Consider the following 15,648-nt stretch of genomic DNA (forward strand, 5'->3'; position numbering starts at 1 on the left):
ACTACCCGATGTGGCCGGCCAGGTCAGCGCGGTGGCAGGACCATCCCGTTGTTCTTCAGTGCCTGTTCGAGTGCCGCAATGCCATGGTCGGCACTGCCAGATTGGCACTGCGCCATCGCGACTGGCACCGTAGCGCTGGGGGTCGCATGCTTAGGTGCCGTCTTTTGATAGATTTTGCTGAGCGTCGAGCAATAAGCGGTGTCACTCGACACGGCTCCCGCTGTCAGCGGCAACACTGCAACCGCGCAGGCAATTGCGAGTTTGGCACTTGTGGTCATCGTAGACTCCTTTCGGAAGGTCGTTCATGCAACCTTTCCATGCTCGCCAGTGGGAGCGTTTGAATATACCGGTCGGCGTCCCGAAATATTCCGCGCGGCGCCTTTTCCGCGTTTGATCGGTGTTCCTTTGCCCGACGAAACTTAACGGCAGTTCGGGAATAACGAGCAGGAGAACGGCGTAAAGCCGACGTGAAGAACCGGAAAGATGAGGGCGTGCGTTTTCTTGGATTCGTCGCCGGCATGGCTCATCTGCTTGCGGTTTCCTCGCCTGCCTCGACCGAGGTCATTCCGCACGAGCTGTTGCAAGACCTACCGGTGGAAGTCACCGCAGTGGCAACACGTGTCGTCGAATGCAGCAGCTGGTCCAATACTGAAGTGACAAGTGAAGTCGACGACGCTCGCGTCGAGCGCGCGCTGGAAGTTCTGCGCTGCAATTCGCTGCCCAATGAACTCAGCATCCTGCGCCGCAAATACGCCTTATCGGCGCGCACAGTGAAAGCGATAGATTTTCTTCTCACCCTTCTGCCGTGAGGTGGAGCGCTTCGACAGAAATAATCATTCGATAGAGTCGGAATAAAGTTCAGAACAGCGCAGTACCCGTCTCCGAAGAAAGTCGCCGCTGCAGTCGCGGCGAGAAGCGAGAGGGGAGACGATGAAGAAGTTTTTGATCAGCTCGACAAGCTTGATGGCCGTCGCGCTCTTTGACACCTACGCAATGGCTGCCGAGCCGATCAAGATCGACGTTGGCGGTTATTATATCTTCTATGCCCAGGCCGGAGCGATTGAGGGATCGTACGCGCTGAACGGCAGCTCGACCCAGTACAAGGGCATCAATTTCATCCAGGAAGGCGAGATTCACTTCACTGGCCAGACCAAGCTCGACAACGGCACGACGGTCGGCCTCCAGGTCCAGCTCGAAGGCTGGAACCCTTCGATTGCCAACGGCAATCGTCAGATTGACGAGGCCTATATTTTCGCCTTTGGCGACTGGGGCCGCATCGAGTTCGGCGCGCGCGATCCCGCGGGCTACCGCATGTGGTACGGCGCACCGTCCGCGCTGATCGAGTTCGGCTTCCTCCAGCACAACACCGCCTTCGCCTGGGCCAATGGATCGGCTCTCGTCAACAACAAGGCCAATCTTCATGTCACGGCGGCAGCAATCGGCTCTCAGGTGGGCGATGCCAATCGCATCAACTACTTCACGCCACGCTTCGCTGGCCTGCAGATCGGCTTCGGCTATGCGCCCAAGTGGAATCCGTTCTTCAGCTTCCCGGGTCTCACGTCCGGTCCCACCCCCAACTTCAACCAGACCTGCGGCTTCTCGGATCCGACGACGGCTTCCAACTGTCCGACGAACGATTTTTCGTACCAGGACATGATCGATATCGGCGCGAACTACATCAACAAGTTCGGCGATATGACGGTGGCGGCTTACGGCGCCTTCCTCTACGCCTCCTTCGTTCCGGGTTTCACAAACTTGGCCGCGGTTGCCAACACGGTCACCGGCTACAACCAGACCAGCCTGAAGCAATGGGTCACGGGCCTGCAGCTGGCGTGGAACGGGTTTACGATCGGCGGCAACGTCGGCTGGGATAACCACGGCGTAGGCGGCAACTACTACACCGGCGCCGACAACGACACGCGCTTCTACAACGCGAGCATCATGTACGAGACCGGTCCCTGGCAGCTCTCGTTCGGCTGGGCCGGCTCGTACAACGACAGCGGCAACGGCTCGCGCTCCATCCTCGCCATCGCCCCCGGCACCAATGCGATCACGCTGAACACCCCGGCTACCCCTGGTGCCGCCTTCAGCAACAATCTCGCTGCCGGCGGCCTGCTGTTCGGCACGGAATCGGCGCAGAAGTTTGAGTTCGGCGCGAATTATCAGCTCGGCCCCGGCGTCCATCTCACCGGCGGCGGCATCGTCTGGAACTTTGCCGGGCCGTCCAATGCCGTCACCGGCCAGGCCTGGGGAGTCATGCTTGGAATGGACTTCCGGTACTAGTCCGGCGCAAAGCGGCCGCGCCGCCGGGCCTCGGCGCAGCCGCGAGCCGAGGGACCGCTCCCTCCTTGGGGTCCCTCGGCTCCCCTTACTGGCGTGCGCCGATCATCGATTCCCGGCGCGCGCCAGCCTTAAATCCCGACAGTGGCGACGCCTGTGACATGGAGGTCATGCCATGGTCTACCTGAAGAGAGTCGCGCCTCTCCTCCTTGTGACCTTGCTGCCAGCGATCGCACATACAGCGACTATCGGTGGGACCGACTACGCCACGCAATACGACTATAGCGAATTCTTCGCCGCTACCGACGGCAAGAAATTCCGCGTCGTGTTGGCCGGAAACCCCTTTCCAGGTGTGAACCAGCGGGCAGTGGCGATTTCATTGCTTGCCCAGATGCAGGCTGCTCGACCGCAGCCTCACTTGGCATTTACCTACGACGACTCTTTCGAACGGCCTCGGCCCGACTACCGGCTCGTGCTCCTGTTTGACGCGTCAAAGGACTTTGGGGCTATGGCGGTATGCGCCGGGACGCAGCCACGCCTTGGGAACGGCAAGCCCGGCCTCTTCAATGTCTTCGCAGTTTATTGCCGCAACGACCTGGCGCTGTCCCAGACCACTGCGTGGACCAATGCCGCGGGTCCCGATGATCCACGCGTCGAACAACTCTTCCGCGAGCTGTTCGCAGTTTTGTTCAGCGATGCAGCGGGGTTGCGACCCCGGTCGGGCGCCGGGCTGCGCTGAAACCGCCTTTGGCCCGATCTCGCCACGTGCAGGACGTCCGTCTTCGTCGACTTCAAGGGCGTCCTGCCCTTCATCGCGATCGACATCTTACGCCCGGTCCTAATCGCTTGGGCGCAGGCGCGCGCTGTGCGAGGGCCCGATGGAGCCGCCGCAGGCCTGGCTCATGAGCGGTCCGGAAGACATGACGCGCGCCCAGCTTTAGCCGCTGCTGCTGCCGGCCGTCGCCTTCCAGCGCGGCGCCGCCGCGGTCTCGGCGAAGTTCTTGAACATGAGATTGAACGAGATGCTGATGCGCTCGTTGACGCCGTGGTTCGACGGCACGTGATGCCGCAGCCACGACGGAAAGATCATCATGCGGCCGGGTATCGCCTGCTCGGCCGCGGCGTTGGCGGTCACGCGGTTGAGCTTGCCGCTCCACGGCATGATCGAGATCGGCCGCGGATCCTGGAAGACCAGCTCCGGCGCGCCGTCGGAGACGTCGACGTAGTAGACGCCGCTCAGGTAGTTGTTCGGATGATTGTGCGTCGGGTGATAGCTGCCCGGCGGATTGATGTTGGCCCAGCAGCCGGTGATCATCATCGGGTACTGCTCGAGCTGCAGGAACTGCGCGACGCTGCGCCCGGCGACCTCGACGAGCTGCGTGAACTCTGCGAATTCAGGTCGTGTATGGAGATCGTGCGGCGTCTGCCAGTTGCTGCCCGGCGGAACGTTGGGCCGCGGCGCGATGAGTCGCTCGATCTCGGCCTTCAATTTGGCATTCAACGCCGCCGCATCCGCCGCCGCGATGTCGAGCACCCAGAGGGGTGTCGGGAACAGCTCCCGCACTTCCTGTTTGACCTTCACGCGGCATAGTCTAGCAGTTGCAGTGCAAATCGGCCCAGCATTTATCACACGCGCGTGTGTTCGGTCTGTGAATAATCACGCGACCGTCACCCCGGCCTCCAGGCGGAGGCCGGCCCGAACGCGCGAGCTTATTCCGCGGCGACTCTTACAGGCGATTCCCTGAGCACTGCGGCGGCTTCTTTCGCCACCCGCGTGCCGTCGAAGAAGCGCGGATTCTGCTGGCCCCACAGGCGCACGGCGTTGGCGAAAGTGAAGTCGCGGAAGTCGGCTTCGGTGATCAGCTCGTCCTCGACCAGCTCGTAGGCCTCAGGGACCGGCGAGAGCATGTCGGGCACGTCGAAGTGGCCGATGTCGGAGCTGAAGATCGCGTTGATGCGCGCGCCGAACGGGTTGGCGCGGCCGAAGGCGGTGACGTTCATGCGGTCGTCCGCCTCGCAGCCGAAGTAGTAGGGCCGGGCGTAGAGATCGACCCAGTCCTCCTTGCGCGCGATCTTGCAGGCGGCGAAGTCGTCGAGCTCGGGCACGCCGCCGGTCGGCTCGTCCTCCTCGCGCGCCGGCCAGCCGTCGCGCTTGTCGAGCTCGGCGGCGATGTCCTTGTAGCCGTACTTGTCGACATAGGAGCGCAGCAGCGTGCGGTTCAGCTTCTTGGGATCCATGTAGGAGATGCCGGCGGCGCCGCGCCGCTCCCAATGCTCGATCAGGTCGGCGAAGAGCTGGCAGCCCCAGCCCACGCCGCCCTCGAGGAAGGCGAAGTTGATGTCGGGGAAGCGCCGGGTCACGCCGCCCAGGAACAGGCCCTTGGCGATGGCATGGCCGGCGGCGGCGAAGTGGCCGATGTGGTTGTAGGTGAAGTTGCTGGGCGAGTTGCGCAGGCCGAAGCCGCGCCCACCGGCATGGAACGTCGGTGCGACGCCGAGCTCGCGGCACTTCTGCCAGACCGGGTCGTAGTCGTGGTCGCTGTCGATGCCGAACCGCTCGAAGGTCACGGTGTGGCGGGTCAGGTCGGGATCGACGTCCTTGGCCTTGGCCATGCGGCGGGCGGCGTTGCCGAACATGGCGACCTTGGCGCCGAGCTGCGTGACGCAGAACTCGAGCTCCTCGATCGCCTCCTCGGGCGTGAACATCGGGATCACCGCGGCGGGCGTGAGGCGATCGCCGAGCTTGCCGAAGTATTCGGCGGTGACGAGGTTGAAGCCCCGGCAGACGGCGCGCCGCGTTGCGTCGTCCTGGATGCGCGGCACGCTCAACCCCGCGGTCGGATAGATGATGCCGAAGTCGATGCCGAGCTCGTCGAGCCGGTCGTACAGCATGCGCGGCATCATCGCGGTGGCGCGGTCTCGGGTGTTGGTCGACTGCCGCGTCCAGTAGCCCTCCATGGCGATGCCGCGCTGCTTGCGCTCGGCGATCGAGAGCTTCAGCGCATCGGGGATGCGGCGCTGCGAGGCGAGGAAGCCGTCGGCGGCCTTGTCGCCGGCGAGCTTGCGCATGCGCTCGGCGAACACGGGGTTGTACTCCACCCAATGGCCGTCGCCGTCGATGATCGGATGCTTGAGGGACGCACGTACTTCTGAAGGACCGCGATGAGAACTCATGCCCGCCTCCAAGGTCACGGATAACCAAGGCGAGAACGGTAGTCCTCCGGGCGGCGGCGTGCAACGAAGCTCAGCCTGCCCGGCGAAATGCCCGCGACGGTTTATGTCCGGCATTCATGTCCTGTGCGACGCTGCGGCCATGCTGCTGCGGCCATGCTGCTGCGGTCGTTCGTTACCGTGCTTTGCTGCTGCGCTCTTCTCGTTGGGCGGGCATGGGCCGACCCGCTGCCGACTCGCTTCGCGACACGAACACGATCGTGCTCGAGGCGGCCTCGTCAAGATGGTGATCCGCTTCGATCCGACGGACTACGTGCCCCGCGCTGTGCAGATCACCGACGAGCCGGTGCCGTGATCAGCCGCCGACGACCGGCGCCACGCTGCGGGCCATCGCGAGTACGCGTTTGTCGGCCATCGCCTCGCCCATCAGCATGAAGCCGACCGGCAGCTCACCCGCCTGGTGGCAGGGCAGGCTGATGCCGCAGCGGTCGAGGAAGTTGCCGACCGTGGTGTTGCGCAGCAGCAGAAGGTTCTTTTTGGTGAAGCCCTCGGGTGTCGAGACCTCGTCGAGGGTCGGCGCGACGATGGCGCAGGTCGGCATGATGACGGCGTCGTAGTTCCGGGTGATCGCCGAGACGCGCTTCTGCAGGTCGGCGCGGGCGGCCAGCAGATCGATGTAGTCGGCCGCGGTCATCTCCTTGCCGCGCAGGATGCGCGGATAGATGATCTGGTCGTAGTCCTTGCCGCGGCGCGCGATCAGCTTCTGGTGCCAGGCATAGGCTTCGGAGGCGGCGAACCCGCCCTTGGCGTTGATCGCCGGCAGCTCGAGGAGCTGCGGCAGGTCGAAGGACTCGATCTTCACGCCCTTGGCCGACAGCGCCTTGCAGGCGCGGTCGAAGGCGGCGGCGACGGTCGGATCGAGCTCGTCCATCACGAACTGCCGGGGGATGCCGAAGCGCAGGCCCATGAGCGGTGCGGCGTCGGGGATCGCGATCGGCCCCGCCAGAAATTCTCCGGCGAACACCGCATCGACGATGGCGCAGCATTCGACCGAGTTGGCGAGCGGCCCGATCGAATCGAGCGAGGTCGAGAGCGGCACCACGCCGTCGATCGGCACGCGCCGCGCGGTCGGCTTGAAGCCGGTGAGGCCGCAGACGGCCGCGGGGATGCGCACCGAGCCGCCGGTGTCGGTGCCGAGCGCCGCAACGGCCATGCGGTCGGCGACCGAGACCGCCGCGCCCGACGACGAGCCGCCGGGCACGCGCTTGCGGTCGGCCGGATTGCCCGGCGTGCCGTAATGCGGGTTGAAGCCGACGCCCGAGAAGGCGAACTCGCTCATGTTGGTGCTGCCGACGATCACCGCGCCCGCCGCGCGCAGCCGCGCCACGACCGGCGCGTCCGCCTTGGCTGGCGGCGCATCGTCGAGCGCCCTCGAGCCGGAGAGAGTGGTCTCGCCCGCGACGTCGCACAGGTTCTTGATCGATACCGGGAGGCCGGCGAGCGGGCCGGGCACCACGCCGGCCTTGCGCAGCGCGTCGCTCGCATCGGCGGCGGCCAGCACCTGCTGCTTGTAGACCTTGATGAAGGCGCGGCTGCCTTCGCCCTTGGGATCCTCGACGCGCGCCAGCGCCTCTTCGGTGAGCTTGCGCGAGGTGGTCCGTCCCGCCGCCAGGTCGGCGGCGAGCTGCAGGATTGTCGGGTTGGCCATCGGACTCCTTACTTGGCTCGGTTCTTCACCAGGTCGTCGACGACCATCGGATCGGCGAGCGTCGAGGTGTCGCCGAGGTTGGAGAAGTCGTTCTCGGCGATCTTGCGCAGGATGCGGCGCATGATCTTGCCCGAGCGCGTCTTGGGTAGGCCGGGCGCCCATTGGATCACGTCGGGCGTGGCGATCGGGCCGATTTCCTTGCGCACCCAGGCGTTCAGCTCCTTGCGCAGCTCCTCGCTCGGCTGCTGGCCGACCTTGAGCGTGACATAGGCGTAGATGCCCTGGCCCTTGATGTCGTGCGGATAGCCGACCACCGCGGCCTCGGCGACCTTGGTGTTGCCGACCAGCGCGCTCTCGACCTCGGCGGTGCCGATGCGATGGCCCGAGACGTTGATCACGTCGTCGACGCGGCCGGTGATCCAGTAGTAGCCGTCCTTGTCGCGGCGCGCGCCGTCGCCCGTGAAATACTTGCCGGGATAGGTCTTGAAGTAGGTCTCGATGAAGCGCGGGTGGTCGCCGTACACCGTGCGCATCTGGCCGGGCCAGGAGTCGATCAGGCAGAGATTGCCGGTGGCTTCGCCCTGCAGCTCCTTGCCCTCGGCATCGACCATCACCGGCGAGACGCCGAAGAACGGCCGCGTCGCCGAGCCGGGCTTGAGCGCGATGGCGCCGGGCAGCGGCGTGATCAGGATGCCGCCGGTCTCGGTCTGCCACCACGTATCGACGATCGGGCAGCGGCTGTCGCCGACCGTGCGGTAGTACCACAGCCACGCCTCGGGATTGATCGGCTCGCCGACCGAGCCCAGCAGACGCAGGCTCTTGCGCGAGGCCTTCTTCACCGGCGCCTCGCCGTCGCGCATCAGGGCGCGGATCGCCGTCGGCGCGGTGTAGAAGATGTTGACAGAGTGCTTGTCGACGACCTGCCAGAAGCGGCTGGTGTCGGGATAGTTGGGCACGCCCTCGAACATCAGCGTGGTCGCGCCGTTGGCGAGCGGGCCGTAGACGATGTAGCTGTGGCCGGTCACCCAGCCCACGTCGGCGGTGCACCAGTAGACGTCGCTGTCGTGATAGTCGAACACGTACTGGTGCGTCATCGACGCGAACACCAGGTAGCCGCCGGTCGTATGCAGCACGCCCTTGGGCTTTCCCGTGGAGCCCGAGGTGTAGAGGATGAACATCGGATCCTCGGCGTTCATCGGCTCGGGCGGGCAGTCGCCGGACACCTTGGCCTTGATCTCGTGCCACCAGACGTCGCGGTTCTTGTCCCAGCCGACATTGCCCTTGGTGTGCTGGACGACCAGCACCTTCTTGACCATAGGGCACTTCTTCAGCGCCTCGTCGGTGTTGGCCTTGAGCGGCACCGGCTTGCCGCCGCGCAGGCCCTCGTCGGCGGTGATGACGATGTTGCTGTCGCAGTCGATGATGCGGTTGGCGAGCGAATCGGGCGAGAAGCCGCCGAACACCACCGAATGGATGGCGCCGATGCGGGTGCAGGCCAGCATCGCGTAGGCCGCTTCGGGGATCATGGGCAGGTAGATGGTGACGCGGTCGCCCTTCTTGGCGCCGAGCTCCCTGAGCGCGTTGGCCATGCGGCTCACTTCGCCGTGCAGCTCGCGATAGGTGATGTTCTTCGCGACGGCCGGGTCGTCGCCTTCCCAGACGATCGCGACCTGGTCGGCGCGCTTGGCGAGATGGCGGTCGACGCAGTTGGCCGAGACGTTCAGCACGCCGTCGTGGAACCAGCGGATGCGCACGTCGCCGGTGTAGTCGACGTCGCGCACGGCGTTGGCGGAATAGGGCTTGATCCAGTCGATCCGCTTGCCGTGCTCGCCCCAGAACGTGACGGGGTCGTTCACCGACTCCTCGTACATCTTTTTGTACTTGGCCTCGTCGACATAGGCGCGCTGGGCCCAATCGGGGCTGACGGCGATCAGTTCATCGCTCATGGACTTCCTCCCAATACCGTGGATTTTTAGCGCGCGGCCGCGACCGGCCGCAATTCGCCTTTAGGCGCAATCAGCCGCATCCAGGCCACCGCGCCGAACAGCAGGATCGCCGGCGGCACCAGCGGCAGCCCGAAGCGGGCGAGGATCATGCCGCCGAGCGGCATCAGCCACAGCAGCAGATGGACCAGCCGCTCGGCCGGATAGAAGCCTTCGTCGGCGCCCTGCCGGAACAGGGCGACCACCGCCGGCATCAGCAGCAGCAGGTCGTAGTTCAGGGTGTAGGGCGACACCAGGAACGTCGCCGTCGCCAGCAGCGCGGTGCGTGCGGGGCTCGATGGATGGCGCCGGAAGGCGATCCAGACCGCGGCCGCCGCCAGGACCGCACCGGCCATCTGCAGCACGCTCGCGATGCCGCGCGGCAGGCCGAGGATGTAGCCGGCGGCGAACGGGCTCACGATCTGGGTCGACACGCGCGTCAGCATCTCGTCGACGATGCGTGCCGAGGACGCCTCGCGGGCGGCATCGAAGAAGGCGCGCCACAGCTCGGGCCCGAACACGACGAGGCTCGCCAGCGCCATCGCGATCACCGTGCCGAGCGTCCAGGCGAGAACGCGCCATTGCCGTGCTGCGATCAGGGCTATCGGCACCAGCAGCCAAAGCTGCGGCTTGTAGGCGAGCAGGCCGAGCAGGATGCCGGCAGCCGCTGGCGCCGTGTCGAGCAGTCGAAAGCCGCCATAGAACAGCGCCAGGCTGAGAAAGGTATTCTGGCCGGTCAGCGCCACCCATACCGCGGCCGGCGACACCAGGATCGCCAGCCAGCCTGGCCAGTCGTGCCGGCCTTCGAGCAGCGTCGCGAGCGCGGCCGTGCCGGTCAGGAACAGCGCGTAGGCCTTGCCGACGGCCAGCGCCGCGAACGGCAGCAGCGTCAGGAGCCAGGTCGGCGGATAGAAGAACGGCCGGAACCGCACCTCGCCCGGCAGGCGGTCGGCGTAGAGCGCGTTCTGGAACGCGGTCAGGGCATCGCTGTTGTAGACCAGCGCGGCCTGGCCCTCGATCCAGGCGCGGCCGGCGGCATGGAAGACCAGGAAGTCCGGGAAGAAGGCGTCGATGCCGGGTCCGATCAGCGGGCCGCCCGACACCAGCCGCCAGACATAGAAGGCGTCGTAGAGCCCGACGGCAGCGCAGAAGACCGCCGCGACGACGAGGTCTCGACGCGCTCCTGTCACTCCGTGAACCAGGTGGTGAAGTCGGCGATCGGCGCGCGCTCGGTGATCAGGTTGTTGGGCACCGCGTCGGGATCGGCATGGCCCAGTGCCAGGCCGCAGATCACGACCTGCTCGTCGGGAATCTTGAGCTCGCGACGCACGACGTGCTGGTAGCGGCTGAAGGCGGCCTGCGGGCAGGTGTGCAGGCCTTTCTCACGGGCCAGCAGCATGAGCTGGTCGAGGAAGATGCCGCAGTCGATCCACTGGCCCTTTTCCATGCGCCGCTCGACGCACAGGATCATGCCGACCGGCGCGTCGAAGAAGTCGTAGTTCTTGCGGAACTGCTTCGTCATGCCCGCGGCGTCGCCGCGCGGCACGTTGAGCAGGGTGTAGAGCTGCTTGCCGACCAGCTTGCGGCGGGCGTCGTAGACCGGCGTGAATTCCTTCGGATAGACGCTGTATTCGGCGCCCGGACCGTGATCGTTGTCGTCCATCGCCTTGAGGATCGCGGCCGACAGCCGCGCGCGCGCGGTCCCCATGGTCACATAGAGCTTCCACGGCTGCAGGTTGCCGTTCGACGCCGCGCGGTTGGCGGTGCCGATGATCCATTCGACGTCCGCCTTGGCGACGGGGTCTGCCTTGAAGACCCGCATCGAGCGGCGGCTGTTGATCGCTTCCGACACCTTCATGGACGACTAGCTCCGATAGAGATGGCGGCGCAAGAATTCGAACAGCTTTCGCCTGGCGTCGGCGTTCTGCTGCTCGGTGAAGTAGTGGGTGGCGCCGGGCACGATCAAAGTTTCGACTTCCTTGCCATGGTTTTTCAAGGATGCCTCCATGGCCTCGGTTTGCTGCACGGAAACGTTCTCGTCCTTGTCGCCGTGGATCAGCAGCACCGGCACGTCGATCTGGGCCACGCGGAAGATCGGCGAGCGCACCGGCAGGCCTTCCGGTCCGCACAGGTCGTCGAGATAATCGCGCACGAAGGGGTTGGATTCGCGCCAGGCGGCGAGATCGATCGGCGGCTGGAAGGCGGCGACGGCGCTGATCGGCGGCCGGTGCGCGGCGGTCAGCAGCGCCACCTGGCCGCCCATCGAGTTGCCGACCAGCGCGATCCGCTCGCGGTCGACCAGCGGCCGCTTGGCCAGCCAGTCGATCGCCGCCAGCACGTCGAGCGGCTGGCGCAGCCCCTGGTCGCTCTCGCCCTCCGAGCCCAGCCAGCCGCGCAGCGACAGCGCCAGCACGACGTAGCCGTTGGCCGCAGTCAGCCGCGCCAGCGCCGCGAGATGCGAGGCGTTCTGCGCGAAGCCGTGCAGCAGGATCACTGCCGGATAGGGCGGCTTGCCGGCCCGCGGCTTGAAGAAGTAGCCGCCCAGCGTGACGCCGTGGCCCGGCACCTCGACCGACTCGGCATCGTTCAGGTCGGGCAGGTCCTCCCAGCGATGCGCCACCTCGATCGGCACGCCGTCGGGATCGCGGAACGCGACCGAGTAATAGCCCGGCGCGAAGTAGTCGAGCTCCTTGGGCGGCTGCAGGATCTCGGCGCCGGCCTCCTTCATCACCGCATGGACCTCGTCGACCTGGGCGCGGCTCTCGGCCGACACGGCGAGCCACAGCGCGCCCGGGCCGTAGGAGATGCCGTCGGCCGCCTGGCGCATCACGAAGTGGTCGTAGCCGCGCGACCACATCACCCGGCCGGGGCTTGCCCACACGCGATGGAAACCCAGCGTCGGCAGCCATAGGCGATAGAAGGCGATGGAGCGGCCGAGGTCGCTCACCTCGACGGCGGCACCGGCGAAGGAGGCGCGCGACTTCATGTCGGAACCCCTCCCCATTCATCATATGGGGAGGTGTCGGCGTCATACGCCGACGGAGGGGTCATGGGCGGCAAATCGCGACCCCTGACCCCTCCGTTGCGGATTACCGCGCCACTTCCCCATATGAATGGGGAGGTGTGGCTGGGAACGATCTGCGGCATCGTCATCAGCGCAGCGGCAGGCCGAGCGCCCGCAATTCGTCGCGCCGCAACTCCTCTTCGCCGGCGAGGAAGAACTCGTCGAGCTGCGGCGGCTTGATCTGCGTGCTCGACAGCATGGCGTGCGCCTGGCCGCGGTGATGGATCTGATGCTGGAACAGATGCTCGAGGACGTTTGCCGTGGTCGAGGGCGGCGGCTTGCGGTTGGGCCGCGGCAGGATGCAGGCGGCGGCGAGGCTTGCCTCGGTTTGAGCCTCACAAACGGCGATCAGCCGCTTGTCGCTCGCGGTCTGGGCGAGCCGCATCGACTGGGCATCGGCGAAGTCAGGCGCCGGCTCGTCGTAGCGCCTGAGCGCATCGGCACGCGCGACGGCGTCGATGTAATACCGGTCGACCCAGAGGATGTGATTGAAGGTCGCGCGCAGCGAGGGAAAGAAGCTCTGCCGAGGCGCGGCGAACTCTTCCGGGGTCAGCGCCGCGCAGGCGCTGAGCAGCCGGTGGTTGGCCCAGGCATTGTTGTGGGCCATGGCGACGAAGTGTCCAACCAACCCCGTCGCCATGCCCCTCGTCCCCTACCCGTCTTCCCTATGCCGCCTGCGCGAGGTTGCGCAGCACGTAGTGCAGCACGCCGCCGTTCTTGAAGTACTCGATCTCCTCGGCGGTATCGATGCGGCAGGTCAGCATGACCTTCTCGGCCGTGCCGTCGCGGCGATGGATGGTCATGGCGATGTCCATGCCGGGCCTCAGCCCGCTCTCGATGCCCTCGACGTCGAAGCTCTCGTGGCCGGTGAGGTTCAGGGTCTTGCGGGTCATGCCGTCCTTGAACTGCAGCGGCAGCACGCCCATGCCGACCAGGTTCGAGCGATGGATGCGCTCGAAGGTCTCGCACACCACGGCCTTGACGCCGAGCAGGTTGACGCCCTTGGCCGCCCAGTCGCGCGATGAGCCAGTGCCGTACTCCTTGCCGGCGATCAGGATCTGCGGCGTGTGCTCCTTCTTGTAGCGCATCGCCTGGTCGAAGATCGCCACCGGCTCGTCGGAGCGGTAGTCGTGGGTGAAGCCGCCCTCGATGCCCGGCACCATCTCGTTCTTGAGGCGGATGTTGGCGAAGGTGCCGCGCATCATCACCTCGTGGTTGCCGCGCCGCGTGCCGTACTGGTTGAAGTCCTTGGGCTGCACGCCGTGCGCCATCAAGTAGTCGCCGGCGGGGCCGTCCTTCTTAATCGAGCCGGCGGGCGAGATGTGGTCAGTGGTGATCGAATCGCCGAACTGGCCGAGCGGCCGCGCGCCCGCGATGTTCGACAGGCCGCCCGGCACCTTGCCCATGCCTTCGAAGTAGGGCGGGTTGCGCACGTAGGTCGACTTGTCGTCCCAGGCATAGGTCAGCGTCGGCTTGGTCTTGATCGAGCGCCAGAACCTGTCGCCGTTGAAGACGTCGCTGTAGCGCTTCTTGAACGCCTTGGCGGTGACGTGCTTGTCGACCATCTTCTGCAGCTCGGCGTTCGAGGGCCAGAGGTCCTTGAGGTAGACCGGCTTGCCGCCCTTGCCGGTGCCGATCGGATCCTTGGTGATGTCGATCTTCATCGAGCCGGCCAGCGCATAGACCACGACCAGCATCGGCGAGGCGAGGTAGTTGGCGCGGGTCAGCGGATTGACGCGGCCCTCGAAGTTGCGGTTGCCCGACAGCACCGAGCAGACCACGAGGTCGCCGTCGCCGATCGCCTTGGTCACCGGATCGGGCAGCGGGCCCGAGTTGCCGATGCACGAGGTGCAGCCGTAGCCCACGAGGTTGTAACCGATCTTGTCGAGCTCCTTCTGCAGGCCCGACGACGCGAGGTACTCGGTGACGACCTGCGAGCCCGGCGCCAGCGAGGTCTTGACCCAGGGCTTCACCTTCAGCCCGAGCTTGTTGGCGTTGCGCGCGATCAGGCCGGCGCCCAGCATGACGTAAGGGTTGGAGGTGTTGGTGCAGGAGGTGATCGCCGCGATCACCACGTCGCCGTGGCCGAGATCGTAGTCGACGCCCGCGCCCTTGATGCGCTTGCCGTCGTCCTTGCGCTCGAACTCCTTCGTCATGTTGGCGACGAACTGGCTGGCGGCCTGGTCGAGCGGCACGCGGTCCTGCGGCCGCTTCGGTCCGGCGAGGCTCGGCACGACGTCGCCGAGGTCGAGGCTCAGCGTGTCGGTGAACACCGGCTCGGGCGACTTCTTGCTGCGCCACAGGCCCTGCTTCTTGGCGTAGGCCTCGACGATCTTGGCGGCGTTGCCGCGGTTGGTGGTCCTGAGGTAGCCGAGCGTGATCTCGTCGACCGGGAAGAAGCCGCAGGTCGCGCCATATTCCGGCGCCATGTTGGCGATGGTCGCGCGGTTGGCGAGCGGCAGGTCGGCGAGGCCCTCGCCGTAGAACTCGACGAACTTGTTGACCACGCCCTTCTTGCGCAGCATCTGGGTGACGGTCAGCACCAGGTCGGTCGCGGTCGCGCCTTCCTTGAGCTTGCCGGTCAGCTTGAAGCCCACGACCTCGGGGATCACCATCGGCTGCGGCTGGCCGAGCATCGACGCCTCGGCCTCGATGCCGCCGACGCCCCAGCCCAGCACGGCGAGGCCGTTGACCATCGTGGTGTGGCTGTCGGTGCCGACCAGCGTGTCGGGATAGAGCACGGTCTCGCGGCCGTTCTTCTGCTGGAAGACGACCTGGCTCAGGAACTCGAGGTTGACCTGGTGGCAGATGCCGGTGCCCGGCGGCACGACGCGGAAATTGTCGAACGCCATCTGGCCCCAGCGCAGGAACTGGTAGCGCTCGAGGTTGCGCTCGTACTCGAGCGCGACGTTGGCCTTGAACGCGCTGTTGTTGCCGAAATTGTCGACGATCACCGAATGGTCGATCACGAGGTCGACCGGCACCAGCGGGTTGATCTTCTTGGGATCGCCGCCGAGCTTCTCCATGGCGTCGCGCATCGCCGCGAGATCGACCACGGCCGGCACGCCGGTGAAGTCCTGCATCAGCACGCGCGCGCAGCGGAAGTTGATCTCCTTGGTCGACTTGCCGCCGTTCTTCACCCAGCCCGCGAAGGCGGCGATGTCGGCCTTCTTGACCGTCGTGCCGTCCTCGTGGCGGACCAGGTTCTCCAGCAGGATGCGCAGCGAGAACGGCAGGCGCGAGAGATCGCCGACCTCCTTCTCGACCGCCTTGAGGCTCCAGTAGGTGTAGCTCCTGGCGCCGACCTTCAGCGACTTGCGGGCCTTGAAACTGTTGGGATGGGCGGCGGCCATGGGGCTAACTCCTGAGCGGCGGGCTGGCGAAAAACGAGGGCAAAATAAGAGGCGGGCGAGGGTCAGGCAATCGGCGGATGCACCTCGACC

The 15,648-nt window shown here is 66.0% G+C and carries 13 protein-coding genes; 3 read left to right on the top strand and 10 right to left on the bottom strand.

Annotation, left to right across the window (positions count from 1 at the left end):
• Nucleotides 1–23: 23 nt before the first annotated feature.
• Nucleotides 24–278, bottom strand: a complete 255-nt coding sequence (locus tag J0J01_RS13015) for a hypothetical protein (protein ID WP_296381179.1) — start codon at nt 276–278, stop codon at nt 24–26.
• Between the two features lie 189 nt (nt 279–467).
• Here J0J01_RS13015 and J0J01_RS13020 point away from each other — a divergent pair, with 189 nt between their 5' ends.
• From J0J01_RS13020 to J0J01_RS13030, 3 genes are all read left to right on the top strand, one after another.
• Entirely contained in the window at nt 468–809 is a 342-nt protein-coding gene (locus J0J01_RS13020) for a hypothetical protein (protein WP_296381181.1), read from the top strand.
• A gap of 121 nt (nt 810–930) precedes the next feature.
• On the top strand, nt 931–2,283 hold the full coding sequence (locus J0J01_RS13025; protein WP_296381183.1) for a porin: 1,353 nt from the start codon (nt 931–933) through the stop codon (nt 2,281–2,283).
• Nucleotides 2,284–2,455: 172 nt separating this feature from the next.
• Nucleotides 2,456–3,019, top strand: coding sequence for a hypothetical protein (locus J0J01_RS13030; RefSeq protein ID WP_296381185.1), 564 nt, complete (start codon nt 2,456–2,458; stop codon nt 3,017–3,019).
• 198 nt (nt 3,020–3,217) lie between these two features.
• Here the strand turns inward: J0J01_RS13030 and J0J01_RS13035 are convergent, their stop codons facing one another.
• The 9 genes from J0J01_RS13035 to acnA form a co-directional block, all read right to left on the bottom strand.
• On the bottom strand, nt 3,218–3,862 hold the full coding sequence (locus J0J01_RS13035) for a 2OG-Fe(II) oxygenase family protein (protein WP_296381187.1): 645 nt from the start codon (nt 3,860–3,862) through the stop codon (nt 3,218–3,220).
• A 128-nt stretch (nt 3,863–3,990) separates the two neighbouring features.
• Nucleotides 3,991–5,454, bottom strand: coding sequence for an amidohydrolase family protein (locus tag J0J01_RS13040; protein WP_296381189.1), 1,464 nt, complete (start codon nt 5,452–5,454; stop codon nt 3,991–3,993).
• A gap of 352 nt (nt 5,455–5,806) precedes the next feature.
• Entirely contained in the window at nt 5,807–7,159 is a 1,353-nt protein-coding gene (locus J0J01_RS13045) for an amidase (RefSeq protein ID WP_296381191.1), read from the bottom strand.
• A gap of 8 nt (nt 7,160–7,167) precedes the next feature.
• Complete coding sequence (gene acs, locus J0J01_RS13050) at nt 7,168–9,105, bottom strand: acetate--CoA ligase (protein ID WP_296381193.1); 1,938 nt, start codon at nt 9,103–9,105, stop codon at nt 7,168–7,170.
• A gap of 26 nt (nt 9,106–9,131) precedes the next feature.
• Complete coding sequence (locus tag J0J01_RS13055; RefSeq protein ID WP_296381195.1) at nt 9,132–10,331, bottom strand: glycosyltransferase family 87 protein; 1,200 nt, start codon at nt 10,329–10,331, stop codon at nt 9,132–9,134.
• The gene (locus tag J0J01_RS13060) at nt 10,328–10,999 is read right to left on the bottom strand and encodes a nitroreductase (protein ID WP_296381196.1); all 672 of its coding nucleotides are present in this window, start codon (nt 10,997–10,999) and stop codon (nt 10,328–10,330) included. The genes J0J01_RS13055 and J0J01_RS13060 overlap by 4 nt, the downstream gene beginning before the upstream one ends.
• Nucleotides 11,000–11,005: 6 nt before the next feature.
• Complete coding sequence (locus tag J0J01_RS13065) at nt 11,006–12,127, bottom strand: alpha/beta fold hydrolase (protein WP_296381197.1); 1,122 nt, start codon at nt 12,125–12,127, stop codon at nt 11,006–11,008.
• A gap of 166 nt (nt 12,128–12,293) precedes the next feature.
• Complete coding sequence (locus J0J01_RS13070; RefSeq protein WP_365736903.1) at nt 12,294–12,812, bottom strand: DinB family protein; 519 nt, start codon at nt 12,810–12,812, stop codon at nt 12,294–12,296.
• Between the two features lie 58 nt (nt 12,813–12,870).
• On the bottom strand, nt 12,871–15,558 hold the full coding sequence (acnA, locus tag J0J01_RS13075; RefSeq protein WP_296381201.1) for an aconitate hydratase AcnA: 2,688 nt from the start codon (nt 15,556–15,558) through the stop codon (nt 12,871–12,873).
• Between the last annotated feature and the right edge of the window lie 90 nt (nt 15,559–15,648).

The organism is Reyranella sp. (assembly GCF_017305915.1).
Taxonomy (GTDB): domain Bacteria; phylum Pseudomonadota; class Alphaproteobacteria; order Reyranellales; family Reyranellaceae; genus Reyranella.